Annotated in this window: 28 protein-coding genes; 10 read left to right on the plus strand and 18 right to left on the minus strand. The window is 61.1% G+C overall.

Annotated elements, in window-relative coordinates:
* Positions 1–216: 216 nt before the first annotated feature.
* Positions 217–1,452: a hypothetical protein gene (locus tag AB6Q56_RS04650; RefSeq protein ID WP_434515954.1), complete on the plus strand. Its 1,236-nt coding sequence runs from the start codon at positions 217–219 to the stop codon at positions 1,450–1,452.
* Positions 1,453–1,758: 306 nt separating this feature from the next.
* Here AB6Q56_RS04650 and AB6Q56_RS04655 read toward each other — a convergent pair whose 3' ends face one another.
* From AB6Q56_RS04655 to AB6Q56_RS04685, 7 genes are all read right to left on the minus strand, one after another.
* The gene (locus tag AB6Q56_RS04655) at positions 1,759–2,433 is read right to left on the minus strand and encodes a Bax inhibitor-1 family protein (protein ID WP_434515955.1); all 675 of its coding nucleotides are present in this window, start codon (positions 2,431–2,433) and stop codon (positions 1,759–1,761) included.
* Between the two features lie 435 nt (positions 2,434–2,868).
* On the minus strand, positions 2,869–3,294 hold the full coding sequence (locus AB6Q56_RS04660) for a bacteriohemerythrin (RefSeq protein ID WP_434515956.1): 426 nt from the start codon (positions 3,292–3,294) through the stop codon (positions 2,869–2,871).
* Between the two features lie 264 nt (positions 3,295–3,558).
* Positions 3,559–4,053: a TlpA family protein disulfide reductase gene (locus AB6Q56_RS04665; RefSeq protein WP_434515957.1), complete on the minus strand. Its 495-nt coding sequence runs from the start codon at positions 4,051–4,053 to the stop codon at positions 3,559–3,561.
* Complete coding sequence (locus AB6Q56_RS04670; protein WP_434515958.1) at positions 4,050–4,877, minus strand: ABC transporter permease; 828 nt, start codon at positions 4,875–4,877, stop codon at positions 4,050–4,052. The genes AB6Q56_RS04665 and AB6Q56_RS04670 overlap by 4 nt, the downstream gene beginning before the upstream one ends.
* Entirely contained in the window at positions 4,878–5,366 is a 489-nt protein-coding gene (locus AB6Q56_RS04675; RefSeq protein ID WP_434515959.1) for a hypothetical protein, read from the minus strand. It lies immediately after the preceding gene.
* A 2-nt stretch (positions 5,367–5,368) separates the two neighbouring features.
* A complete protein-coding gene (locus tag AB6Q56_RS04680) occupies positions 5,369–6,223 on the minus strand; it encodes an ABC transporter ATP-binding protein (protein WP_434515960.1) in 855 nt (284 codons plus the stop codon).
* A 46-nt stretch (positions 6,224–6,269) separates the two neighbouring features.
* Complete coding sequence (locus AB6Q56_RS04685; RefSeq protein ID WP_434515961.1) at positions 6,270–7,190, minus strand: LysR substrate-binding domain-containing protein; 921 nt, start codon at positions 7,188–7,190, stop codon at positions 6,270–6,272.
* Positions 7,191–7,284: 94 nt separating this feature from the next.
* Here AB6Q56_RS04685 and AB6Q56_RS04690 point away from each other — a divergent pair, with 94 nt between their 5' ends.
* On the plus strand, positions 7,285–8,031 hold the full coding sequence (locus AB6Q56_RS04690) for a sulfite exporter TauE/SafE family protein (RefSeq protein WP_434515962.1): 747 nt from the start codon (positions 7,285–7,287) through the stop codon (positions 8,029–8,031).
* A 2-nt stretch (positions 8,032–8,033) separates the two neighbouring features.
* Positions 8,034–9,053 (plus strand): cell division protein ZapE, encoded by a 1,020-nt coding sequence (gene zapE / locus AB6Q56_RS04695; protein ID WP_434515963.1) that lies wholly within the window; start codon positions 8,034–8,036, stop codon positions 9,051–9,053.
* Here the strand turns inward: zapE and AB6Q56_RS04700 are convergent.
* The 7 genes from AB6Q56_RS04700 to nosZ form a co-directional block, all read right to left on the minus strand.
* A complete protein-coding gene (locus tag AB6Q56_RS04700) occupies positions 9,028–10,011 on the minus strand; it encodes a NapH/MauN family ferredoxin-type protein (protein WP_434515964.1) in 984 nt (327 codons plus the stop codon). The two genes, zapE and AB6Q56_RS04700, sit on opposite strands and share 26 nt — an antisense overlap.
* Complete coding sequence (locus tag AB6Q56_RS04705; protein ID WP_434515965.1) at positions 10,008–10,871, minus strand: 4Fe-4S dicluster domain-containing protein; 864 nt, start codon at positions 10,869–10,871, stop codon at positions 10,008–10,010. The genes AB6Q56_RS04700 and AB6Q56_RS04705 overlap by 4 nt, the downstream gene beginning before the upstream one ends.
* The gene (gene nosD, locus AB6Q56_RS04710) at positions 10,868–12,226 is read right to left on the minus strand and encodes a nitrous oxide reductase family maturation protein NosD (protein WP_434515966.1); all 1,359 of its coding nucleotides are present in this window, start codon (positions 12,224–12,226) and stop codon (positions 10,868–10,870) included. The genes AB6Q56_RS04705 and nosD overlap by 4 nt, the downstream gene beginning before the upstream one ends.
* 5 nt (positions 12,227–12,231) lie before the next feature.
* Entirely contained in the window at positions 12,232–13,206 is a 975-nt protein-coding gene (locus tag AB6Q56_RS04715; RefSeq protein WP_434515967.1) for a hypothetical protein, read from the minus strand.
* An 86-nt stretch (positions 13,207–13,292) separates the two neighbouring features.
* A complete protein-coding gene (locus AB6Q56_RS04720; RefSeq protein WP_434515968.1) occupies positions 13,293–14,024 on the minus strand; it encodes a c-type cytochrome in 732 nt (243 codons plus the stop codon).
* Between the two features lie 110 nt (positions 14,025–14,134).
* Positions 14,135–14,443, minus strand: coding sequence for a c-type cytochrome (locus AB6Q56_RS04725; RefSeq protein ID WP_434515969.1), 309 nt, complete (start codon positions 14,441–14,443; stop codon positions 14,135–14,137).
* Positions 14,444–14,525: 82 nt separating this feature from the next.
* Positions 14,526–16,808, minus strand: coding sequence for a Sec-dependent nitrous-oxide reductase (nosZ, locus tag AB6Q56_RS04730; RefSeq protein ID WP_434515970.1), 2,283 nt, complete (start codon positions 16,806–16,808; stop codon positions 14,526–14,528).
* Between the two features lie 193 nt (positions 16,809–17,001).
* On the opposite strand from nosZ, the gene AB6Q56_RS04735 reads away from it, so the two are divergent.
* The 4 genes from AB6Q56_RS04735 to AB6Q56_RS04750 all read left to right on the plus strand — a co-directional run bounded on the left by AB6Q56_RS04735 (position 17,002) and on the right by AB6Q56_RS04750 (position 20,031).
* Complete coding sequence (locus tag AB6Q56_RS04735) at positions 17,002–17,472, plus strand: hypothetical protein (protein ID WP_434515971.1); 471 nt, start codon at positions 17,002–17,004, stop codon at positions 17,470–17,472.
* Positions 17,469–18,074 (plus strand): SCO family protein, encoded by a 606-nt coding sequence (locus AB6Q56_RS04740; protein ID WP_434515972.1) that lies wholly within the window; start codon positions 17,469–17,471, stop codon positions 18,072–18,074. Before AB6Q56_RS04735 ends, AB6Q56_RS04740 begins: the two co-directional genes overlap by 4 nt.
* 14 nt (positions 18,075–18,088) lie before the next feature.
* Positions 18,089–18,553 (plus strand): copper chaperone PCu(A)C, encoded by a 465-nt coding sequence (locus AB6Q56_RS04745; RefSeq protein WP_434515973.1) that lies wholly within the window; start codon positions 18,089–18,091, stop codon positions 18,551–18,553.
* 209 nt (positions 18,554–18,762) lie between these two features.
* The gene (locus AB6Q56_RS04750; protein WP_434515974.1) at positions 18,763–20,031 is read left to right on the plus strand and encodes a putative Na+/H+ antiporter; all 1,269 of its coding nucleotides are present in this window, start codon (positions 18,763–18,765) and stop codon (positions 20,029–20,031) included.
* A gap of 18 nt (positions 20,032–20,049) precedes the next feature.
* On the opposite strand, the gene AB6Q56_RS04755 is transcribed toward AB6Q56_RS04750, so the two are convergent.
* Both AB6Q56_RS04755 and AB6Q56_RS04760 read right to left on the minus strand, forming a co-directional pair.
* A complete protein-coding gene (locus AB6Q56_RS04755) occupies positions 20,050–20,583 on the minus strand; it encodes a response regulator transcription factor (RefSeq protein ID WP_434515975.1) in 534 nt (177 codons plus the stop codon).
* A complete protein-coding gene (locus AB6Q56_RS04760) occupies positions 20,580–21,818 on the minus strand; it encodes an ATP-binding protein (protein WP_434515976.1) in 1,239 nt (412 codons plus the stop codon). Before AB6Q56_RS04760 ends, AB6Q56_RS04755 begins: the two co-directional genes overlap by 4 nt.
* A gap of 104 nt (positions 21,819–21,922) precedes the next feature.
* On the opposite strand from AB6Q56_RS04760, the gene AB6Q56_RS04765 reads away from it, so the two are divergent.
* Entirely contained in the window at positions 21,923–22,597 is a 675-nt protein-coding gene (locus AB6Q56_RS04765) for a c-type cytochrome (RefSeq protein WP_434515977.1), read from the plus strand.
* Positions 22,594–22,929 (plus strand): hypothetical protein, encoded by a 336-nt coding sequence (locus tag AB6Q56_RS04770; RefSeq protein WP_434515978.1) that lies wholly within the window; start codon positions 22,594–22,596, stop codon positions 22,927–22,929. The genes AB6Q56_RS04765 and AB6Q56_RS04770 overlap by 4 nt, the downstream gene beginning before the upstream one ends.
* Here AB6Q56_RS04770 and AB6Q56_RS04775 read toward each other — a convergent pair.
* Positions 22,921–23,469, minus strand: a complete 549-nt coding sequence (locus tag AB6Q56_RS04775) for a methyltransferase family protein (RefSeq protein ID WP_434515979.1) — start codon at positions 23,467–23,469, stop codon at positions 22,921–22,923. The genes AB6Q56_RS04770 and AB6Q56_RS04775 overlap by 9 nt on opposite strands.
* Position 23,470: 1 nt before the next feature.
* Positions 23,471–24,787: a M18 family aminopeptidase gene (locus AB6Q56_RS04780; RefSeq protein ID WP_434515980.1), complete on the minus strand. Its 1,317-nt coding sequence runs from the start codon at positions 24,785–24,787 to the stop codon at positions 23,471–23,473.
* A gap of 163 nt (positions 24,788–24,950) precedes the next feature.
* Here AB6Q56_RS04780 and AB6Q56_RS04785 point away from each other — a divergent pair, with 163 nt between their 5' ends.
* The gene (locus AB6Q56_RS04785; protein WP_434515981.1) at positions 24,951–25,232 is read left to right on the plus strand and encodes a polyhydroxyalkanoic acid system family protein; all 282 of its coding nucleotides are present in this window, start codon (positions 24,951–24,953) and stop codon (positions 25,230–25,232) included.
* Positions 25,233–25,262 lie beyond the last annotated feature (30 nt).

Here is a 25,262-nt window from a genome sequence, read left to right on the forward strand (position 1 = left end):
AGCCTCCTCAATTCCCGGGGCGATTCACACTGACAGCATGCTCCAGCGACAGTAGGCCGGATTGAAAAGCGGTGATGAACCGTACCTCAGGGTAAGGGGTGAGGGTCTGTACGTGTTGTTGAACCTGCTCATGAAACGCGGCGGTTCGCTCTACGAGCTGAAGGAGTTTTTCTTCTGTCACGACAAAGATTATAAGAGGGCCTATGCGACCATTTTATGCTGATTGGCTTTGGTGTGTCGGAAAGGAATCGAGTGATGGAGAAAACGGACAAGCCGGTTGACCGTGAAACACTCTACAACGAGGTCTGGACGGACCCCGTAACAGTAGTGGCGCCGCGCTATGGCCTCTCGGATGTTGGACTCGCGAAAATCTGCCGAGCCTTGGCCATCCCCCTACCGAGCCGCGGCTACTGGGCAAAGGTGAAGGCAGGTCGCGTCATGGGGCGCGCACCGCTCCCTAAACTAAAAGCCCCAGGTCCGGTGCCAACAGGCTTGGTCAAGCTGCCTCCGGAAAAGGCCGCTGTACGCCAGGCAGCCAGACAATCGGCCGCCAAGATTCGCAAAGAAACGCCGCCATTGCCGCTACCGGAGGAATCACAATCATCAGTTACCCACCCGTTGGTTCGTGCCGCTGCCAAGCGTCTGAAACAACGGGATGGTTGGCCACCAGACACGTTGCTTCGCTCAGCCCCCAAAGAGGTGCTGCATCTTTCAGTGACGCGAGATGCACTCGACCGAGCACTCGGGATTACGGATGCCCTGATAAAAGCGCTTATCCAGCGAGGCTTTGATGTGGAGGTCGATGGCGAGCGGGGGGCAACCACCCTGAAATACATCGAAACCGGAACCAGGTTGGAGTTCACGTTGACCGAATACATACGTCGAACGCGCCACGAAATTACTCCGGAAGAAGAGCGTGCCCGAAAACGCTACAGGGAACGTTCTCGCTGGGATAACTCAGTCAGTTATCCGCATGTGCCGATGTATGACTACACCCCAACTGGAACTCTCACTATCCAGATTGGCCGATGGCCATCACGGAACTGGAAGGACACCCCAAAAACCCAACTCGAAAAACGCCTCGGAGAGGTTGTTGGTGGCATCGTAGCCCTTGCCCAGGAGACGTACGCTAAAGAGGTTGAAGCGGCGAGACGGGAAGAAGCGCACCGACGCGCTGTGGAGCGCTATGAGTTTCTAACCAAACGACGCGAAGATGAAGTCGAACGCTTCAAGGAAGTTGAAGCCAGTGCGACAGATTGGGAGCGGGCCATGCGCCTACGTGCGTTTGCCGATGCGGTTGAGGCTCAGGCCAAGTTAGCAGGCGAACTATCCTCAGAATACGTGGAGTGGCTCGCCTGGACTCGCGCTAAAGCCGATTGGCTGGACCCACTCGTTCAAGTCAGCGACCCGATATTGGACGCACCAGAACCCAAGCGCCCCGGTTATTGGTAGGGAATGGCTAGCCTATAAAGCATGAAGCCCATGTCGCTAAACATGGGCTTCGTAAATCTTGAACCCTGGCACTCAAGGCCAAGGTGACCGGCTTCTCGCCGTTTGGGTACTACTCGGTCATCTTGTCGAACTGCGGCGGATTTTCAGTCATGCTGCCTCCAATCGCGTTGTTCCTGAAGGGCCTGACCAACTGCCCGTCAGGCTTCGATTCCAGATTACTCCTCCGGATTAAAAAGTCTACTGCCAGGAAAGAAAACGGCCCGTCACTTGGCGAGCCGTTCTGACACCTACCGTCGGCGAGCTACGTTAGTCGTTGCTGGAGAAGCCGAGTAGTTGCAGCACCGACAGGAACAGGTTCAGCACATTCAGGTACATGCTGACCGCGGCCATCACATAGTTGGTTTCTTCGCCGCGCACCAGACGACTGGTGTCGAAGAGGATGAAGCCAGAGAACAGGAGCGCCGCGACCGCCGATACGCCGGCCTGCATGGCTGGGACGAACATTGCAGCGATGCTGGCCAGGATGACGACAATCAGTCCGGCGAACAGGAAGCCACCCATACGGGAGAAATCCTTGCCTGTCTTATGAACATAAGCCGTCAGCGCCAAGGTGACCGCCGTCGTGATGACGGCAGCGGTCAATACCGTGCTGCTGCCACCAGGTAGATTGATGTAGTGGGATAGCGTCGGACCGATGCCCAGACCGCTGAGGGCCGTAAAGGTCAGCATGGTCGGCACGGCCGCTGCGGTATTTCGATTCTTGTTCAGGTAGAGCAACGGCACCAGGCCGAGCAGCGTGAACACAATACCGGCCAGCGGGCCAAAGCCGGCCAGCATGCTGATACCTGCGCCTACGCCGGCGACAGCGGTAGACAGGGCGAGTAGTTGGTAGGTATTGCGAATGACACGGTTGGTATCGGGCGCTGCATACGTGCCATATTCGGTTTTGCTCAGGTCGATAACACGTGCTTCAGTGCGCATGGTGGTTTATTCCTCCAGTAGTAGGTGACGCCACTGTATGTCGGGACTGGTCACCAAGAAATCAATCCTCTGCTGAGCAATGGTTCGAAAAAATCGAATTGATTGTCGTTCTTTGTGAGATTTTGTTTGATGCCAGGCAGCTAAGGGCTCTGTCCGACTGCTTCATGCCTGAAAAGCCATTGATTTTTCGAGGATTTATTTTGGCCAAGAATTGCTTTATTTCTTCACGATTGGCCAAGATATGCTTTTTAGTGCTCTGGAGAGCATCGTTTTCAGCGCGTTTTGGAGCGTTTTTGTGGGGCTAGAGGTATGCTTCAGGGGCCTTCTTGGCCAGTTAATGCTTTATTTCGGGGCAAGAAATGCTTAAAGGCACAACAAAAACCCGCTCGGCGAAAGGCTCGGCGGGTTTTTTTGTTTTTGGCTGGCTTGTGAAGATTACCGGGTGACTGCGTTCTTCAGGTTGAGATCGAAGTGGATGATGTGATCGACGATGATGGTGATCAGTTCGTGGGCAATATCCGATACGTGTTTCCATTCCGAGAGCGTGGTGGAGTGGATGTTGGCCTGGATCAGCCTTTCCAGGAGTGCCGAATGTTCGCGTGTGTGCACTTCGAGCTGGTCGCTGGGTAGGCCGAGTGATCGCATGATCTTTTCTTCCGTCTCGAAATGATCAGTAACCAGTTGCCAGAACTCCGCAAAATAGTCACCGAATCGCTCGGATGTCAGGGGCAATCCGGTTTCCTTCAGCATTTTTTCACCCAGTCTTGCGATGTCGCGATGCTGCTGATCTACGGTCGGGATGCCCGTCAATAACGTTTCATCCCACAATTCCAGCGTATTGAGAGAGGTTGGCAAAGACATGGTGTTTTTGCACAGTGAGCAATGTGCAATTGTATGACGATGTGAACATCAGTGTCGTCGCCTAGGGGTTACCCTAGGTGTTTGGCTACATAGTGTGAGTCGCCCCAGAACGTGCATGGATTCCTAAGGCAACTCTGAAAGCAAGGCTGGCGAGAATGGAGGTGGATGCAAGTCGGGAACTTATTATGCTTTCTCTGATCAGTGTTGGTTTTGATCGAAGAGACTTGCGCACCAAGCCGGGGGCGGCGGGCTGTTTACCTTGCCTTATTTCTTGAGCAGCGCGCCTTCGATCGCGTCGAGATCGGCTTTCTTGACGGTTCCCATTTTTTTGCTGATAACCTGGCCATTGCGGTCGATGAACAGCGTATAAGGCAGTCCCGCCTTGGTATTGCCCAGGGTTTGCATGAGTGGAATGCCCTGTTCCTTGGCGACAAACACAGGGTAGTCCATGTCGTAGGCCTTGGCGAATTCCTTGGCCGGTTCTGCCTTGTCCTCGATGCCGATACCGAGTACCTCGATCTTGCCCTTGTGAGCATTGCGGAATTTGATCAACTCGGGAATCTCGGCACGGCAAGGGCCGCACCAGCGCGCCCAGAAATTGACCACCAGCGGCTTGCCTTTGTAGCGTTCCAGCGCCACCGGCTTGTCGTCCAGGTCGGCCAGTGTCGCCGCGAACAGCGGTGCCGACGACGGCATTTCCTGAGCCGCCGCCAGCGTAGACAGTGCGGCGAGGGCGAAGGCTGTCAGCAGGCGGGTCATGGCAGGTCGCCCCGGCGGAAGAGGAAGTAACCTGCTGTCGCGCTGAGCAGGCCGAGCGCGGCGGGATAGGCCAGGGCGAAGACCTTGTAGCCGGCGGCGCCGAACAGGTCGAGGATGACGTAGGCCGAGGGGCCGAGCACGATCAGTTGCGGGTCGAACAGGGCCAGCGCGGCGGTGCGGAAAACCTGCAGCGGGTTGGCGAGTGCCAGGGTGATGGCCAGTTCCGGTGCGATCTTGCCCTGGATCATGACGCCGAGCAGGATCAGGTCGAGGAAGAGCAGCAGCACCAGCCAGACCATGAAGGCGGCACCTTGCGCCATGTCGGTGCTGCGCGCCACGGACGAGATCAGCATGCCGATGCCGAGGAAGCACATGGCCATCACGGCGAGCAGCGCGGTGTAGTAGCCGAACATGTCCCACGGCACCTCGATGCCGGCGATGGTGGCCCAGATGACGGCGCCCAGCATGGCCAGGAAGACCGGTGCGAAGACGACGATGTAGCGGCCGACGATCTTGCCCCAGAACCACGCCGACAGCGACACGGGCAGCGACAACAGGTATTCGAAGACGCCGGCCTCGCGGTCGCCGGCCACCGAGCGCACGGTGGTGATCAGGACAAAGATGGGCAGGATGGCCATGGTGAGCTGGATGTAGGTGACCAGCAGGCGGGAGAGGCCGATGAAGCCGAGTACGCGCGATTCGGTCAGCCCGAAGACGAAGAGCAGGGCGACGATGCCGCCGAAGACCAGGGTATAGATCTGGAACCAGCGGGCGCGCAGGGATTCGACGATATCGAGTTTGGCGGTGAGCCAGAGTTGTTTCATTTACTTGCCTTTGGCCAGCACGTGCTGGCGCATGTCGGTGAAATCGAGGCTGCCGGGCATCGGCATGCTCACGGCGGCGTAGTTGTAGCCCATCGGCGAGCTGCGGGTCACGAACTGGGCGCGGCGCGGGTCGAGCCAGCGCATTTCCTCGCGGCTCTTGCTGTCGAAATCGGCCACCCACATCTTGGTGCCGGCCTCGGCGAGCCACGGGTATTTTTCCGCCTTCTCCTTGAGCCAGAAGGCGAGGCAGCCGGGGTCGTCGAACTTGAAAACGGTTTGCTCGGCGCCACCCCGTATCTGCGCGGCAAAGCGACGGTCGGAAATGACCATGCTGCATCGCGCACAGGTGTCGCGATCCCATTTGATCTCGGCCATGTCATCCGGCCAGTTGCCCTTCTTGCACGCCGAAAGCAGGGCGGCCAGCGGCGTCAGGGCCAGGCCGCCGACGCCGATCCGGCCGAGAAAGCGGCGGCGATGCATGTCGCACATGGTCAGCGCTCGGCCAGCGAAAGATCGGCGACGAGCGCCGTGTAGCGGGAAACGATGCCCAGGAAGCGCAGGCGGTCGGGGCCGGCGATCTCGCCTTGCCACTCCAGTTGCTGGTCGTCCACCGAGGCGATTCGCCAGCCGTCCAGCGCCTTGGCGAAAGCGGGTTCGAAACGCTTGAGGAGGATGCGACAAGAGACCGTACCGGTCAGCGACACGTCGTCGGCCACCTTGTCGTCGAGGACGACCTTGCCCATGTCCATTTCGATGACGCGATTGACCAGCGCCGACACTTCGTCGAGACGGTGGCTGGAGATGATCATCGTCGCATCGTTGAGGCGCTCGGCCAGCAGGTCGAAGAAAATCTTGCGCGCTTCCGGATCGAGGTTGGCGGCCGGTTCGTCCATCACCAGCACCTGCGCGTCGCGGCCCAGGGCGATGGAGATCAGCAGTTTCTGCTTCATGCCGCCGGAAAGGCGCACGAACTGCCGGGTCAGGATGGCTTCGAGGTCGAGACCGAGGCGCTTGGCGATGGCGTGGATGCGCTGCGGATCGGTGCCGCACAGCGAGGCGGAAAACTCGATCAGCTGGCCGACCGGCATTTTCAGCGGCGGCGGCAGCTGGGGAACGAAACCGATCTTGCCGAGCACGGCGGTGCGATTGCCGCGCGGGTCCAGGCCGTTGATGCTGACCGTGCCGTCGAAGGTGTATTCACCGAGCAGGCAACGGATGAGGGTGGTTTTGCCGGCACCGTTGGAGCCGATCAGGGCGACCCGTTCGCCGATCCCGATGTTGAGGCTGATGCCATCGAGTACCCGGGCTTTGCGAAAGGTCTTGGCGACATTGTTGAACTGGATCATGGGGCCAGATTATAGGTGGGCGGTGGCTATCGGCATTGAATCTCGATCAAAAATCGTGCGCCTTCACGGCTGGGACGGCTGCGCCCAGAAGCTTCCCGGCAATCGCCGCAAACGCCTCGGCCAACAGCGACGGGGTGGCGGGGAGAAGCATCGCCGAAGCGGCCACAGCGTCGTCATCGCTAAGCGGACGGAAGGCGATGCCGGGGTGCGCCAGTCGGGTCATGCCTTCGGGGATGACGGCGATGCCGAAGCCCGCCGCAACCAGCGTCAGCATCGAGGTCTTGCGGGAGATGGCCGGCGCCAGGCGGGGAACGAAGCCGCGCTGCAGGCAGAGATCGGTGACGCATCGGGCCAAGCCGCCACGCTCGCGATGCACGGCGCTGACGAAACGTTCCTCGGCCAGGTCGGCGATGGTCAGGGCCGGGGCGGCTGCCAGCGGGTGCGGGGAGGGCAGTGCGACCACCAGGCGTTCCGCTGCCAAGTGCCGCAGCGCGACATCGTCGGTGCGGCGCAGCACCGGCAGGCGGATGAAGCCGATATCGGCCTTGCCTTCGGCGATTTCGGCCAGCTGCTGTTCGGACGACAGGCGGTCGATGTCGATGCGCGCCGACGGCAGGTCGTCGTGAAACTGCCGGAAGCAGGGCAACAGGCGTTCCAGCGGCAGCGAGCTGGAATGCATGAGGCGCAGTACGCCCGCTTCGCCCCGGCTGAGTTGCCGGCCATCCTCGATGGCTGTTTGCAGCGACTGTTCGATGCTGGCTACCCGGTCGCGAAACTGGCGGCCGGCCGGGGTCAGGCTGACGCCGCGGGCTTCGCGGACGAAGAGGGCGAAGCCGAGCTCGTCTTCAAGAAGCGCCATCTGCCGGCTGAGCGCCGGTTGGGCGACATGCAGCGCCGCGGCGGCGGGCGTGAAGCCGCCCTGGGCGCTGATGGTCAGGAAATAGCGAATCTGGCGCAAGCTAGGCATAACAAAACGATATGGATCGTCGCTAAAAATGGTATTCGATTTATACATCGAATCTGCCGAGAATGGCATGAGATGAATAAACCGAGGTTTCTGCATGACACCCGATTTTGTGGCGACCCTGCCGGTCGCCTTGATCGCCGTGATCGGCGGTTACGCATTGTTTTCGCTGTTCGGCTTTGGCTCGGCCATTCTGGCGACCCCGGGCCTGCTGCTGGTGATGCCGATGGCCCGCATCGTGCCGCTGCTCGCCTTGCTCGATGCCGGCAGTTCGGCGCTGCGGGCGTGGCGGGGGCGCGCTTCGATCGATGGCGCGGCCATACGTCTCTTGCTGCCGTGCATGCTGGCCGGGCAGGTCCTCGGGGTCGGCTTGTTGCGCTACCTGCCGGTGCACGAGACGGGCCTGTTGTTCGGCTGTTTCATCGCGCTGCTCGGGCTGTCGTCCTTGCGGCCGCAGGCGCAGTGGCTGAGTGGGGCAGGCGGCATCCGGTCGGGGATCGGGCACGGTCTGGCCGGCGGGGTGCTGGGCGGGATGTTCGGCAGCGGCGGCTTCCTCTACGCGCGCTACTTGCAGCGGCGTTTGCCGGAACAGGAGCGCTTTCCGGCGACGCAGTCGGTGATGATCGGCATCTCGACCGTCTGGCGCGTCCTGTTGTGCATCGCTTCCGGCCTAGTTGATGGCAGCTTGCTGATGACGGCGGCGATCCTCGCGCCGGCAGTGTGGGCCGGGTTCGGAATCGGGCATTTGGCCCGGGGCAGGATTTCCCGGCAACGCGGGGACACGCTGCTCAACGGCCTGTTGGTGGTGGCCGGATTGCTGCTCGTTTATCGTCACATCGGCTGAGCATGCCCGGACAGAGCGATCCTTCCGCCATCCTTTGCCATTTTGCGCAGGGGCAAATCCAGCCGGACCCGGCGCAGCGCCGGGTCGCCCGGCAATTGGCGCAACTGCTGGCCGAGGTGCAGGTTGGCACGGGCAGACGCACGGTAGACCCGGGGGGGCGCGGCATCTTCCTGTGGGGCGGCGTCGGTCGCGGCAAGACGCGGCTGGTCGATGCCGCCGTCGCCACGCTGCCGGCCGGGATGGCCTGTCGATGGCATCAGCTGGCGTTTCTCGATGCTTTTCACCGCACTTTCGCCGGGGCGGCGCGGCGTGACTTTGGCGCTGCCATCGACCGGCTGGTCGGGCCGGCCCGTTTGCTGGCCTTCGATGAGTTTCACATCCACGATGTCGCCGATGCGCAGATTCTCCGTCGCGCTTTTGCCTGCTTGGCCGGGCGGGGCGTTCGCCTGCTCGTTACCGCCAATCCACCGCCGGCTGGATTCGCCGCCGAGGGCGAGTGGCAGCGTCATTTCGCGCCGCTGATCGAGCACTTGTCGGCCTGGTGCGAATCGATCGAACTGGATGCCGGCATCGATTACCGGCGTACCCATTCCCGGATCGGGCGGCGCTGGGCGGTGCCGGATACGGCGGCGGTCCGCCGCCAGATGCTGCTCAATCTGCAAGAGCAGGCGTCTCGCGTCGTTGCCTTGTCGTTCGATGAACTTTGCCGGCACCCGTACTGCCACGGCGACTATGCGCGAATGCTGGAAACGGAGTCGGCGCTCGTCCTGTGGGGGGTGCCGCGCTTCGGTGAGCGCGACGGGGATGCACTGCGCCGTCTGGTCTGGCTGGCCGATGTACTGTGGGAGCGGCAAATCGCCTTGGCGGTGACGGCGGCGGAGGCAGCCGAATCCCTGTTCCTGGATATCGGCGAGGCGCTGCGGCACATGCTCGGGCGCGATCTGGCGCGTGCCGAATCGCGCCTGGTTGCCCTGTGCAGCTTGCCGGCAGGGTGCTCTACAGCAGCTTCTGCAGCCCCTTGATCTCGAAGCTCAACGAGCCGGTCGGGCAGGTGTCGACGCACAGGCCGCAGCGCGTGCAGTCCGGGCCGATCGGCACCTCGGGTTCGACGGCGCGGCCCTTGATCACTGTGTCGAGAACGTGCGGGACGAGGCAGACCTTGCGGCAGTCGCCCTCGTGGAAGCAGCCGTCGAGCTTGTACTTGATGCGCACCGGGGAAATGATGCCGACCACGCCGTAGGTCAGGCCGATCGGGCAGGCATAGCGGCACCAGGCGCGCCGCGAGAAGAAGACTTCGAAGAAGAGCAGGGCGAGGACCCACAGCATGGCCAGCCCCGGGCCGTAGATCAGGGCGCGCGAGACGATGCCGGTGGGCGAGATGGCTTCGTAGACGGTATAGCCGGTGAGCAGCGCCAGCAGGGCGAAGATGATCCAGAACACGGTGCGCAGGCGGCGATCCATGGTCTGGTCGGTGACCAGCTTTTTCTTTGCCAGGAAGAGATGGATCTTCTCGGCCCACTCGGCCAGCAGGTGGTAGGGGCAGACCCATGAGCAGAACGTTCGTCCGCCGAGCAGCACCCACAGGACCAGAACGGTTCCCGTACCGATGAGCAGGTTGTTGATGATGTGCTTGTGGGCGAGCATCACCTGCAGCGCGGAGTTCAGGTCGATCAGGTGGAAGCCGACGAAGCGCGACGCCGTGAGCGCGCCTTCGAGAATCTGGATGTCCAGCGCGAAGGAGAGGGTGAACAGCAGGTTGGCGAAGATCAGCGTCGCCCAGCGCCGGTTGCGCCACTTGTTGGAGGTTTCCTGGTGGGCGCGCTGGTGGGCCTTGGCCGCCTGCAGGTCCTGCTTGTTGGTCATGCGCTTGAGGACGTGAACTTCCTGAGCGCGTTCGGATATTTTTTCCGGCTTGGTCGGTTCCCAGCCGAACATGATCTTGATCTGTTCACGGAAACGGCGTTTGAGGAGATCGCTCATACCTTCCACACCTCCCGGGCTTCGATGCTGATGGCCGTGGGTTCGACCGGACAGACCATTTCGCAGACGCCGCAGCCGACACACGGCTCATGGACGACGGGCGACTTGCGCTTGCTGCCATCGGGCGCAAAAACGGTTTCGATGGAAATGGCGCCCTTGATCGGACACTCGCGAACGCAGAGATCGCATTCGGCGACGTCATAGGGGTGGTCGGCGATCTTGATCGGCTTCCAGCGGTCGACGTCCATGTAGCGCATCTTGCCCTTGAAATCGGGGCCGCGCGTTTGTCCCTTGAAGCCCTTGCCCTGGATGGCCAGGCAGGCCTCGGGACGGACCAGGCGGGCAACACCCATGCGCTCGTTGAGGTTCAGAGTCGGCTCGGCATCCTTTTCCTTGGCCAGCAGGATCGGTTTGGCCGACAGTTGGGCGCCGGAACGAACCGGCAGGAAGTCGGGCTTGTGGTAGGTCAGCGACCCCGTCGGGCAGGCCAGAATGCACTGCACGGCATCGCAGGAGAAGTCGCAGGCCTGTTCGCGGGCATCGATCATCGGGACGCCGACCCCCATGCCGTCGACCAGATCGGCGAGCTTGATCGCCTGTACCGGGCAGACCTGCACGCACTGGCCGCATTTGATGCAACTGGCCAGGAAATCCTTCTCGTCCAGCGCGCCCGGGGGGCGCAGGCGTTGCTTCTTGGAATAAATCAGCGGCAGAAAGCCGGAGGTCGCAGCACCGAGCACGCCGCCAGTGAGCAGGATGGTGCGCAGTACGCGGCGGCGGTTGGTCTGTTTCCGGGCGATGGAGACGGCAGGTTTGGTTTCGGCCGCAGGCTTGGGGTCGTCGTCTTCGGGGGTGCTCATGAGATGGCTACCTTGGTCGGTTTGACGAAGCGAGGCTTCTCGTCGCGCAGGATCAGGTCCGGCGTCGAGAACGGCGCAAGGCGTTCCAGAAAATCGAGCAGTTCCATGACCGGGGAGCTGCGGAAGAAGCGGGCAATCGGCAGTTCCATCCAGATCTGGTCGGCGAACGACAGCAACTCGTGCGGATTGTCACCGTAGCCGTCGCCGTTGCGGTCGAAGCCCTGGTAGTCGTCCCAGTAGTTGCCTTCCCAGAAATTCTTCTCGGTGTTGGGGTTGTTGCCGCGGCCGCCGTAGGTCACCTGGGTCAGGTTGCCTTCGAAGACGTTGTCGGTCAGGCGGTTGCCGCCGGTTTCGCTGTTGAACTGGATGCCGATGCCGTTGAAGGCGAAGCGGTTCTGGCGAATCTCGATGGTCGAGTCGGGCTGGAAGGGCGAGAGATCGGAGCCGATGCCGATGGCACAGTAAATGATCTCGTTGTTCTCGATGATCGTGCCCGAGGCTTCCTTGAAGCCGATGCCCATGCCGGCGGCGCCGGTGGCATGCGAGATGACGTTGTTGCGCACCGTGCCGCCCTCGGTGTACATGAAGTAGATGCCGACCGCGTTGTCGTGGAACTGGTTGCCCTCGACGACATTGTCGTTGGCGAACATGAAGTGGATCGAATAGCGGCTGCGCTTGCCGATATTGTTGCGGTAGGTGTTGCGGTGCGAATACCAGGCCACCATGTCGCGCGAATCGATGACCTGGTTGCCCTCGATCAGGTTGTCGCTGCTGTACCACAAGCGCAGACCATCGCCGCGCACGCCGAGTTCGCGATCCTTGGAGCTGATGCGATTGTTCTTGACGGTACTGCGATTGACTTGCTTGAGGTCGATGCCGAACAGGCAGTTGTCGGCGACCACGTTCTCGATCACGTTGTTGTTGCCGCGCACGTCGAGGCAGGAGTCGTCGGTATCGTGCGAGTCGCCCGAGCCGGTGAGGCGCAACCCACGGATCGTCGTGTCGCCGGCATTGATCATCATGACGGTTCCCCGGTCGCCGGCATCGATGGTGACCTGGTCGCCACCATCGATGGTCAGCGGCTTGTTGATGACCACCGGGCCGGCGTAGGTGCCGGGTGGCGGCTTGATGACGGAACCCGGGGCGGCCTTGTCGACAATGTCCTGGAAGGGCTTCAGGCCATGCACGCGCTTGTCGCGCTCGTGCAGCATGAAGGTCGGTTTCGGGCGGTCGACATCGGCACGGGCACCCATGCCGGGTGGCGGCTCGGATTGTGTTTCCGAGATGCCGTTGGTGAAGGCCAGGAGGAGCGCGGCGGCCAGGCTCAGCCTGGCCAGATGATTCAGGGCGGCCACGTGATTTACTCGGCTGTGCCTTCACGCAGTTGCTTGCGGCGGATCAGCAGCGCCAGCATCATGCAGACGAAGATGACCAGCAGCAGGCCATAGCCCCAATAGGGGTAGGAGAAGGTCGAGAACTGCGCGACCTTGCCTTCACCAAAAACGGTGGGCATGAAAGGCTTGACCGTGAAGGCGCCCCACGGATGCAGGTTGTGGCCGAAGAACCATAGCCAGCCGGCATAGGTGACGACAAAGAAGAGCGGCAGCAGGGCCGGCACCAGCGCCAGCAGCAACTGGAAAGGACTGATTTTGGCGGTTGCCACGACGACGATGCCCATGACGGCGATGAGGCCGGCGATTACGATTTTGGAAATCTGGGTGACATTGTCGCCCCAGACTTTGATCTTGTCGGGTTCCTTGAAGAAGGTGCCGGCTTCCTTCATGTAATGCTCGACATGGCTGGCCAGATGCCCCATGACGAACTGATCGACGATCATCCAGGCGGCCACTGCAGCAAAACCAATGGTGAGCGTCATGATCCTGGCCTTCTTCTTGGTCATGGCGAAGGCAATCATCATCACCGCGAAGAAACCGAAGAAGAATTTGGCCAGCGGCTTCTCGACCGGTGCGCCGGTGGCAATCGGGAACATCCCGACATAGTGGTTGATGGTGTTCATTTCATGGACGCAGTCGAGGCCTTCGGCACCCTTGTCGACGTTTTTCTGGGCGTCGAGGATGGGGTTGTAGCGCTCGTCGTCATGGGCGAGATCCTTCTGGATGATCTCGTTGGCCATGCGCGTTCCCTTGCCGGCCGCCTTGCAGCCGTTATAGACGCCATCAAAATGGAAATGAATGCGGATGCCGTCCGGAAATGCATCCTTCGGGTAGTTCGGGGCGGTCAGGGAGACCCACCAGATTGGAGCGAAATAGGCGGCGACCAGGCAGATCAGAGAGATCAGGGTCAGCCCACCGACGATTTTGTTCTGTTTTTCCATGTCGCTGTTCTCTGTTCGTTTCAAACCCGGTTCCTGACCGGGGTTGCGGCTGCCGTGAGGGCAGCCGCTATCCTGCGATGATACAGTTACTTCTTCTTGGCTGCGCCAGCCTTGGGCTTGCACATGTTGCCCGGCATTACCAGGCTGGATTGGTATGCCGAGATGGCAACCAGTTGGTCATTGGTGTAGGGCTTGATGACCTTGACCATGTCCGGATTGGCATTGCGGCGGTGGCCGTCACGGATTTCGGTCATCTGGCGCAGCAGGTACTTGTAGTGCTGGCCGGCGATCACGGGGTAGAACTTTGCCTTGTCGCCTTCACCGTTCTTGCCGTGGCATTCCAGGCACTGCTTCTCATACAGTTCCTTGCCCTGGGCAACCTTGATGGCAGCGTCTGCGCCTTCGTACTTGCCATGCTCGAGCGGAATACACAGGCTTTCGATGTAGGCGGACACGTCAGCCAGTTCCTGGGCATCGGTCAGCGTGGCGGCAAACGGATACATGGTCGGGTTGTCGCGCAGACCGGCGCGGATGTCGGCCATCTGCTTGATCAGGACGGTGGTGTGCTGGCCGGCGAGCTGCGGGAAAGTGCCGTCCGGACGACCGGCACCGGAGGGCAGGTGGCAGGCGCCGCAGACTTCGTAGCCTTCCTGACCGGCTTTCTTGTCGCCCTTCTTGTTCAGGGCTTCCGACTTTTCGCCGCCCTGGGCATTCCATTTGTAATCCTTGCCTTCGATGCCTTGTTGATGCGGGGCGGGGGGGGCGGCGAATGCGACACCCGCGCTAAGCAGGGCAACCATCAGAAGTGATGCTTTCATGTCAGATATCCTTTTATGGCTGGGTCCGAGGAGTGATGGGCGCATTATCCAACGCCCTATATCAGCACTCCTTGATGTGAGTCATAAGCCCGTCGTTCCGGGCTTTCGGCTTATTTCAACTTCGACAGGTAATCGGCGAGGGCCTTGATTTCCTCGTCGTTGACCAGTTCCATGACGCCCTTCATGGCAGCGGCCTGGCCGTTGGCACGGGCACCGCTCTTGATGTCCTTCATCTGTTGTTCGGCGTAGGCGGCGTTCTGGCCGGCAACCTTCGGGAATGCCGGGGTCAGGGTTTTCTTGCCATCCTTGCCGTGGCACGACCAGCAGGTTTTTTCCTGATACAGGGCTGCACCGTCCGGGGCGGCAATGGCGGGGGCGGCGACAACGGCTGCGGCGATCAGAGTCATTACAAATTTCATGGTTATTCCCTCCTGAAAGTGAAACGGGGAGCAGATTGACTCTGCTCCCCGATAATTGCCTTAAGTCAGATCAACTTTTGGCTTACTTGACCTTCTTGGCGCCGTTCTGCTCAAGGTAGGTCTTGGCGCGCAGGCCGAGGTCGGCTGCCTTGACCTGGTACTGCCACACTTGCTCAGCCCACAGGTTGGCTTGTTCCCAATCCTTCTTGGCGGCTGCGGCTTCGTGCTTGGCCTTGGCGTCCTTCATCTTGCCGAGCTGGTCGGTGGCGTCATCAACCATGGCCACGACATCCGGGAAGTCCTTGAAGTTCACGCTGGTGATGTAACCCACCACGGAATCGATGACGGCCTGGGTGTCAGCAACCTTCTTGATGGTCGCCTTGTAGTCAGCTTCGGTGTAGTTCTGCTTGGCCATCTCGGTCTTGGTCGGCTTCCAGCCCTTCGGCTTGACGAGCAGGTAGCCTTGCATTTCGAGGTGCAGTGCGGAGCAGAATTCCGTGCAGTAGTACGGATACACGCCTTCCTTGTCGGCCTTGAACTTGACGGTGACCGTCTTGCCCGGTTCCACGGAGGCGTGGACGTTGTAGGTCGACACGGTGAAGCCGTGGGTTTCGTCCTGAGCACGTTCGAGGTTGGTCAGGTGGATGGTGACTTCGTCGCCCACTTCAGCCTCGATGGTTTCCGGCGTGATGTGCGAACGGATCAACGTACCCTTGACCTCGATCTTGTTGCCCTTCTTGGTGGTGACTTCCTCGCCAGCACGGACGGCACCCGGGTGCGGCTTGTCGGTGCGGGAATCGGTACCGACCTTGTAACGCACGCCCGGCTTCAGCTTGGTGGCGTCGATGGCGACGGCGTAGTGCGGCTCACCCAGCGGCAGCGGCATGTCGTACAACAGTTGCATCTTGTCGTTCGAGATGTCGATCAGCTGGTGGTTCTGCGGGTGCAGCGGGCCGACCGGCACGAAGCGGTCGATGGCCAGCTTGTTCAGCGCAACCAGGTAACGGCCCTTCGGATCGGCGGAGTCACCTTCCATGGCCATCAGGTGGCCGATGTTGTAGTGCACCGAGATCTTGTCGACGACCTTGCCTTCGCAGTAGTTCCACTTGGCAACTTGCGAGTCAACATACAGCGAGGTGTAGGCCAGGCAGGACTTGGAGTCGTACTGGGTGTGCAGAGGGCCGAGGCCGAGTTGAACCTGCTTGTCCAGAGCGTCCTTCATGCCGATGACCGGAATGCCGTACGGATCCTTGGATTCGAACTTGCCGGCCTTGATGGCGGCCTGAATCTTCTCAAAGGAGTACACGGACACGTGGGTGTCCAGCTTGCCGGAAACGACGATATGCTTGCCGTCCGGGCTGACGTCGACGCCGTGCGGCGACTTCGGCTCGGGGATCAGGAACAGGACGCCTTCCTTGACGGAAACGTCCATCGGCAGAACCTTGTGGCCGTTGATGGTCTTGGCCTTGCCGGCGGCAACCAGTTCGGCAGCCTTCTTCCAGTTGATCACATGCAGATAGTCGGTGTCCTTGGCGGAACAGCCGGCTTCATACGGCGGACGACCCTTTTCGATACCGCCGACGTAGCGCTCGGAACAGAAGGAGTTGGTGAACGACCAGCCATCAGACGGCCCCTTGCCGGCGTCGGACAAGTCTTGCGAGTACGGCGGCAGTTCGAGGGAGAACGACTCCTTCGGATTGATGCGGCCTTCCTTGCGGTCGAACTTCCAGTAAGTTACGCCACCGCGATATTTCTCGTTGAACTCTTCGAGCGGGTAGAACTTCTTGTTTTCCAGCGGAGCGGCGTACTGTGCGGCTTCGATGACGTACTCGGTGTTCGGCGTGACGAAGGCGCCACCGTGCTCCGACTTGTAGATCGGGTTGACCACGATCTGCTTGGTTTCGAAGTCGCGCAGGTCGATCACGGCGAGGCGCGGGTTGGCCTTGTCGTTGATGAACAGGAACTGGCCGTCGTACTTGCCTTGGGTTTCCGAGATGGCCGGGTGGTGCGTATCACCCCAGGTGATTTCCTTGCCGTCGATGTTGCCTTGCTTCAGCACGGCCTTGGAGTTTTCATCGAAGCCGTAGCCCTGCCACGGTTCCGGTGTGAAGACGGCGAGGTATTTCAGGATGCGCATGGACGGAATGCCATACACAATGACCTGGCCGGACTGGCCGCCGGAGCTGAAGACGACGAATTCGTCGCGCTTGCCGGTCGGGACGTAGGTCTTGGCCGCGGCCAGCAGATCCTGCTGGCTCAGGTTGCGACGCTTCATCACGTCCTGCAGCGATTCAGCGGACCACGCGGTGGCGGCAAAACCGGCTGCGAGCAGCAACGCAGTTGTTTTCACTGCAAATTTACTCATTTTGATTTCTCCCAAGCAAGAAGTGAGAACTTCTAATTCCCCCATTACCGCGTGTGACAAAATGTCACTGCGACAATATGCCGCACACTGTATTCCCGGGCGTATGTGAAAGAATTGATCTTTGTTAAATTCAAGTTGGTTGTATCGGCGAGAATGCACGCTCCTCAATGCTTTTGTCCGGCTGCGCGACTTTGTGAATAAAAAAATACTGATGGATGTGATCGGCATGGAGCTGATCGCCCTGGTCGTGGTTGCTGGCTACAAGCTCTCTCCCATGCTGCTTCCGAAAGCCGATATCACCGTTTTCCCCGATCCTGCCTGCAATTTGCAAAAGGCGAATTGCCCGGTAACCCTGCCGTCGGGGGGGCTGATCGAGCTTTCGCTGGGCGCGCGCGCCGTTCCGCTGGTCAAACCATTCGGAGTCGAGGTGACAACCAGCGGTTTCGCCCCGGAGCGCATCGAGGTTGATTTCGTCGGAGTGGACATGAATATGGGTTACAACCGGCCCGAACTGGTGCAGCGTGGCAAAGGACATTTTGCTGGTGAGGCGACCTTGCCGGTCTGTATTACCGGTCACATGGACTGGCAGGCAACCGTGCTGATCGAGGCGGGTAACCAGCGCATTGCCGTGCCTTACCGGTTTTCCACCGGAGGGCAGGAATGATGACTGAGCGTTTGCTGGGGTTGGCAGCCATCGTGCTGGCGATCCTCATTGCCGGATTGGCGTTGTTCTGGAAACCGGAAATGCCCGAGCGGCCGATTCCCCGTGCTCCGATCGTGGCGGGCGGAAATTTCACCTTGCAATCGGTGGCTGGACCGGTTTCCCTGAGCGACTACAAGGGCAAGCTGGTACTCCTGTACTTCGGCTATACCTATTGTCCGGACGTTTGCCCGACGTCATTGGCGGCGACTGCCGAGGGCCTCAAGCAACTGACACCGGAAGAGCTGGCCAGGGTCGCGATGCTCTTCATTTCGGTCGATCCGAAACGCGATACGCCGGCGCGCCTGAAGGAGTACGCCGAATTCTTCCATCCATCCATCGTCGGTGTCACCGGTAGTACCGAAGTCGTGGCCGACGTTGCCAAGCGTTACGGCGTCTTCTATGCGGAACAGAAGGTCGAGACGGCGGGCGGCGGTTATGTGGTCGATCATTCGTCCGACACCTTCATTGTCGGGGCAAACGGTGCGGTGGTCGGCAAGATCGCTCACGCCACGCCGCCGGATCAGGTTGTCGTGGCTATCCGAAAATATTTGAATCAACCGTGAAGGAGTGCAAGTCAATGAAACGTGTTTCCCTGTTTACTGCCAGCCTGCTTTTTTCCGCCGGGGTATTTGCCGGTGCCGCCGACCAGGTCGTGGTTCAGGACCCCTATGTTCGGCTCGCTCCGCCCAATGCGCCGGCGACGGGTGCGTTCATGGTAATCAAGAACAACGGCGACAAGGATATCAAGGTGGTCAAGGCCGAAAATCCGGCCTCCAAGGTGACGGAGCTGCACACGCACCTGAATGAGGGGGGGGTCATGAAAATGCGCCCGGTTCAAGGTGTCGATATCAAGGCCAAGGGCGAGGCGGTGCTCAAGCCCGGCGGCCTGCACGTGATGCTGATTGACCTCAAGGCAGCCATGAAAGAAGGGGACGTCGTCCCGATTACCTTTACCTTCGACGATGGCAGCACGAAAAAGGTCGATGCCAAGGTGGTTCGCCCCATGGCCGCCGGTGCGCCGATGTCGGAGCACAAGCACTAAGCGGGGGGCTTTTCCCCGGGTTGCCGGCTCGTTGTCCGGCATGCATCAGGCGCCGAACGGGCGCCTGATTGCTTTCCAGGCCACGGCTTGCGTCATCGCAGCAAATCGGGAAGGCGGTCAGGCGGTAGGATGGGACTCAGTATTTCCCCTGACTGGCCGGCAAAGTGTGTTGTGCTACCCTTAAGTACTCCCCATTTGCCTGTCTCTCGATGATCGATCCCACTATCAGCCTGCCCGAAATCTTTGCCGCCGCCATCTTCGCCATGGCGGTACTTCATACCTTTTCGACCAAACTGTTCGCGCATCTCGCGCACGTGCAGCCCCGGCATGCGGGGTTGTGGCACTTGCTCGGAGAAGTCGAAGTAGTCTTCGGCTTCTGGGCTTTCGTACTGCTTGCCGTCCTCTTTGCACTGACGAGCAAGACCGATGCCATCGACTACATGGAAAGCCGGAATTTCACGGAGCCGCTGTTCGTCTTCGTGATCATAGTCATTGCCGCCAGCCGGCCGATCCTGGAGTTTTGCGGTGCCGCCGTGCGTGGTCTGGCAGGCATGCTGCCGATGGCGCGCGAGGTGGCGATCTTCTTCCTGTGCCTGACCCTTATTCCGTTGCTCGGCTCCTTCATTACCGAACCCGCCGCGATGACGCTGGCGGCACTCATGTTGCGCGACCGCTATTATTCGCAAAACATCAGTTCACGCCTCAAATATGCAACGCTCGGCGTCTTGTTCGTGAACGTATCGATTGGCGGCACACTGACCAGTTTCGGCGCACCTCCGGTATTGATGGTGGCCGCCACCTGGAGCTGGGATACAGCTTTCATGTTCACGACTTTCGGCTGGAAGGCTGCGCTGGCCGTGCTGCTGAATGCTTCGCTGCTGACCATCTTTTTCCGTGGCGAATTGGCGGGAACGGCAGGGGAGGATAAAGCAGCCGACAAGTTGGGCGTACCGCTTTCCGTGGCCCTGATCCACTTGGTATTTCTCGTCGCGGTTGTGCTTTTTGCCCATCATCCGTCCATATTCATGGGGATATTCTTGCTCTTCCTGGGCTACACGGAAGCGTATGAGCGCCATCAGGACCGCCTGATCCTGCGCGAAGGATTGCTCGTGGCATTCTTCCTCGCCGGTCTGATCGTTCTCGGCGGCTTGCAGCAGTGGTGGCTGCAGAAGACCTTGCTCGGCGTCGAGCCGACGGTCCTGTTTTTCCTGGCCACCGGATTGACGGCGATTACCGACAACGCCGCCTTGACCTATCTGGCCTCTCTGGTCGAAGGCGTTACGCCAGCCTTCCAGTATGCAATCGTCGCCGGTGCCGTGACCGGCGGGGGGCTGACCATCATTGCGAACGCGCCCAATCCGGCGGGCATCGCGATTCTGAAATCCAGCTTTACCGAAGAGGCGATCAGCCCGTTGGGTCTCTTCCTGGCGGCACTGCCGCCGACGGTGGTTGCCGCCACAGCTTTCATGCTGCTGTAGGCGGCGCACAGGGGCGGTTCAGCTCCTGACCGGCCGTTTCGAAAGCTTGCGCTGCAAGGTGCGCCGATGCATCTTCAGCGCACGCGCCGTTGCCGAGATGTTGCCGTCGTTTTCATTGAGTACCCGCTGGATGTGTTCCCATTCCAGGCGGTCGACCGAGAGTGGCTCATCGGGTATCGGAAGGTCGAAATCGGGGTCGCTGTCGTCATCAAAGGCCGACAGGATGGCTTCGATCTCGACAGGCTTGGCGAGGTACTGGATAGCGCCCAGCTTGACGGCGTCGACGGCCGTGGTGATGCTGGCATAGCCGGTCAGCACCACGATGCGGCAGTCCGGCCGGATTTCCAGCAGCCTGGGGATAAGCGCCAGCCCGGAGCTGCCGTTGAGGTTGAGATCTAGGATGACGTTGCCGGGTTTGAGTTCGCGGGCCTTGTCCAGTGCCGACTGGATATCTTGGGCGCCACAGGCCCTGTAGCCACGGCGTTCCAAGGTGCGGACGAGGATGGCGTTGAAGCTGGGGTCATCGTCGATGACCAGCATCGGTTCAATCATGATTGGACTCTGGGCAGTTCGATGCGGGCAAGGGCACCGCCCTCTTCGCGATTCATCAGGGAAAGTCGGCCACCGAGTTGTTCGATGGCTGTTCGGGTCAGCATCAGGCCGACCCCGCTGCCCCGTTCATGGGCCGGAAAATTGGACTGTCCACCATGTACGAGAACATCGGGTGGGAAGCCGGGGCCACGGTCGCGGATTTCGAAGCAGATTTCGTCGACGCTCCATCCCAGGCGGATCTCCAGGGGATGGTGGGTGGCGTTGGCGGCATTGTTCAGCAAATTGAGCAGCGCTTGTTCCAGGCGCGGATCGGCCACCAGGCTCGGTGCTGGGCCGTCGCTGGTCAGGATCAGGCGGCTGTTGGCCTGAGGGCGAGCCGCGTGCCAATGCTGGCGCAGGCTTTCCAGCCAGCGGTCGGCAGGTAGCAGTTCGGCGTTTTCGAGCCGTTCTGCGCCGGCGCGTCGCGACAGGCCGGTGATGATCTGTTTGCAGACGCCGATCTGTTGGCGAAGCAGGGCGATATCGTCATGGATGGCGGGCGGCAGGCTCGGGTCGTTGGCCAGTTCCCCGGCCAGCAGGGACATGGTGCCCAGTGGTGTGCCCAGTTCATGTGCGGCGCCGGCAGCGAGGGTGCCCATCGCCATCACCCGTTCGTCGCGCAACGCCTGTTCGCGCCTTGCCGCCAGTTCGGCATCGCGTTCACGGATCAGCCGGGTCATGCGGACGATGATCCAGGCGATCATGGCCGCCGAAATAACGAAAATCAGCCACATGCCGATCAGGTGCAGGCGCGTCGCGCGCGTCGCATCGGTCATCGGTAGGGGAATGAAGAACACCATCAGCAGTGAATAGGCGACGATGGCCGTGGCGCTGACGACGAGCACGCAGCGCGCGGGCAGGGTCAGGGCGGCGATGGCGACGGGCGGCAGCAACAGGGAAACCAGGGGGTTGGCGGCGCCGCCACTGAAGAAGACGATGGCGGAAAGAGCGCCGATATCGAACAGCAGCTGGCTGAACAACTCGCCCGCGCTGGCCTGTTCGCTGCGCGCCACGCGCCATTGGGCGAGTGCGTTGAAGGCGCCGATCAAGGCGAGGATGCCCAGGAGCGGTACTTGCGGAAGTGGAATGTCGAGCAGGCCGGGGGCCATCAGGGCGAGCTGGATCAGGATGGCCAGGACGACCCAGCGCCCCAGCACCAGGCGGCGGAGATTCGCCAGATGGTCGGTGCTTTCCATTGAACATGCGCTGATTGCCATGGGCGAATTATGCGTGATTTGTGTCAATTTACGGATGACGACTTGATGCGACAATTCGCCGCAGCGAACTCTGGAGTGCCCACATGAAGAAAAACCTGCGTCTTGCCGCACTGGCCGTTGTCCTGGTCTGCAGCGGCGGAAGCTTTGCCGTCGAACTCGAAAAAGGCGGCGACAAAGGCAAGGAAATCAATGGCACGTGTGCTGCCTGCCACAGCGACAACGGGCAAGGCGGGAAAAAGGGTGAATACCCACGGATCGCGGGGCAGCAGGTCAAGTACCTCGAGAGCCAACTCAGAAGTTTCCGGGCGAGGACACGGGTCAATATCCCGATGTTCCCCTACACCCAGGAACGCGAGCTCTCGGATGAGGACATCAAGGAAGTTTCGGCCTACCTGAGCAGCATCGAACTGGATACCAAGATGCCGACCTATACCGGCAACGAGGACGCACTGACCAAATTGCTGATGGCGGACAAGGTGATGATTATCCCGCGCGCCGAGGGCGATCTGGCCAATGGCGAAAAAATCTACCAGAAGCAGTGTGCCTCCTGCCACGGAAAAACCGGCAAGGGGCGCGGCATGTTCCCGATGCTCGTCGGGCAATACACCAACTACCTGCAACGCCAGGTCGACCTGTACCTGAAGGGCGACCGGCCGCATGACGAGGAGGGAACCGTCGGCGTGCTCAATGGCCTCAAGGCGCAGGATATCCAGGATATCCTGGCCTATCTCACCTCGATTCAGGATGCCGGAAAATGAAACATCTTCCATTGATTCTTCTGGGGCTGCTGTTTTCGGGCGGTGCCGTGGCGCACGGGCATCCGGCGCCGATTGACGACAGCATGCCCGATGCCCAGAAAATGCGTTTCTGCGAGCGGGTTCGCGACCATGCCCTGCAGGCGTTCTACAACCGCGACCGCGGCCGTCCGATGAAACTTTTCGACGAGGATGGCAGCGATGGCCCGCGCATCACCAACGTGATCATCAAGCGCATCTACGAAGAACCCCAGATTTCCAGCCCGAAGAAGGCCGAAGCCTTTGGGCGGGCGACCTGCAACGAGATGATGGGGACGAAGGGCGTTTCAGAATAGGAAGGGAATGAAGCGTTTCGTGCGCCGCATGTAGTCGGCGTACTCCTGGCCGAAGTAGGTCAGGCATTCCTTTTCGTCGGTGGTGGCGGTCAGCCACAGCGCGATGCTGGCAACCAGGAGGATGGGGGTGCCGATCAGGCTTGGGTCCTGAAAATAGGCGCCCCAGGCCAGCGCCAGCAGGGATGCGTACATCGGGTGGCGAATATAGGCAAAGATGCCGTGGGAGACGAGTTGGGTCGTCTTCTCGAATTCGTAGAATGAGCCATCGTCGCGTTGGGCCCCGGGGGCGCCGTCGCGTTTCAGTGTCGCCACGCCGAGGACGACCAGCGCAATGCTGGTCAGCATCAACAGCCAGGACGCGAACTGGTGGGGCGAATAGGGATCGTCGCCCCAGACCGGACGGTTGAGGACGATCAGGCCGAGAATGGCTTCCCAGGCGAAGAAACGGTAGAAGTCATGGCTGCCAGGCTTGCTCAAGGGCTTGCGCGACCACCAGACGATGATGGCCGAGCCGGCAAAAAAGAGGATGGCGTCGCTCATGTCAGCTCGCGAAGGCTTGGGTCATCGCGGCAATCATGTAGCCGTGATCGAGAACGCCTGCACTTTCACGGATGCTGTGCATGGCCCACATCGGCGAGCCGACATCGACGCTGGGGATGCCCAGCTGGGCGGCGACGATGGGACCGATGGTGCTGCCGCAGCCGAGGTCGGTGCGGTGCGCGTATTGCTGGCAGGGTACGCCGGCGCGTTCGCAGAGGGTCATGAAGCGGGCGGCGGTCTCGGCGGTCGTGCTGTAGTGCTGGTTGGCGTTGCTCTTGATCACCGGGCCGGCGTTGACCAGCGCATGGTGGCAAGGTTCGTAGGCTGCCGGGAAATTCGGGTGCCAGCCATGTGCCATGTCGGCGCTGATAAAAAAGCTGCCAGCCAGCATCCGCCGCCGGTCCTCGTCATCGAGGCCGAAAGCGCCGGCGAGGCGGGCGACCACATCGCCAAGAAAGCTGCCGCCGGCACCCGCCGCGCTTTCGCTGCCGACTTCCTCGTGGTCGAAGAAGGCGACGAGGCAGGTCTGCTCCGGTTCGCGGGTGGCCAGCAGCGCCGACAGCGCGGCATGGCAGGAAGCCAGGTTATCGAGCTGGCTGTCGGCGACGAACTCGTTGTTGGCCCCCCAGAGAGCGCCTTTCTGCGTGTCGTAGGCCGCCAACTCCCAGGTCAGCAGGTCGTCCGGTGCGACATCGAGCGCCGCGGCGATCGGAGCGCGAAAGCGCTGTTCGGCGCCGTCGTCGCCGGCGATGCCCAGAAGCAGCGGCAGTTCGGTCTGCTTGTTGAACTTGAGGCCGGCTTCGTTGACCTCGCGGTTCATGTGGATGGCGAGATTGGGCAGGCGCAGCAGGGGGGCGTCGAAGCGCAGCAGGCGGCTCTCGCTGCCCCCAGCGGTGCGGACATTGACGCGGCCGGCCAGCGACAGGTCGCGGTCGGCGAAGGTGGCCAGGATGGGGCCGCCATAAACCTCGACACCAAGGCGGATCATGCCGCCGATTTTTTCGGCAGGTTTTGGTTTGAGACGCAGGCCGGGCGAATCGGTGTGGGCGCCGATCAGCGTCAGGCCGCGTTCGGCCAGTGGCGCGCTACCGACAACGAAGGCGATGATCGACGATGCGCCACGGGTGACGAAATAGCGGCCGCCAGCCTGCAACGACCAGCGGGCGCTTTCGTCGAGAGCCTGGTAGCCGGCGGCGCGCAGCCGGGATTCGCAGGTGGCGACGGCATGCCAGGGGCTGGGACTGGCATCGATGAAATCGAGCAGATCACGGGCGGTCAGGTTGGCGTGAGCGTCTGCGTGAGAATCGGCGTGGGGCATGGCGGCGGGTATCCAGCGTGTATCGGGTATCGGCCCGGAATGCTACCGCAGATGCCGGCCGGGCAGAAGGCAGGCGGGCAATGGCAGCGCCCGGGCCGGCCAGCGGATGGCTCGGGGCGGGCGAGGCATTTCGCATTCGGTCTACGGGGGCTACACTGCGTCCATGAGCGACATTGTCATTACCCGCAAGCACAGTCTCGGCGTTCGCAAGGCCAGGATCGCCGCCGAGCGCGTTGCCGCCGACCTACAGGCAGAGTTCGCACTCGACTGTGCATGGCGGGAAGCCAATGTCCTGACTTTCGAGCGGCCGGGAGTGAACGGCGAATTGCGGCTGGCGCGCCATGAGGTGGCCTTGTCGGTGCGCCTGGGCTTGTTCTACCTGCCCTTCCGCGGGGTGCTCGAGCGCGAGATTCATGCATATTTCGACCGGGAGTTCGCTGCCTGACGCAGTGGGCCGGTGCTGGACGGGGAGGGA

This window comes from Dechloromonas sp. ARDL1, from assembly GCF_051122455.1.
Classification (GTDB): Bacteria; Pseudomonadota; Gammaproteobacteria; order Burkholderiales; family Rhodocyclaceae; genus Azonexus.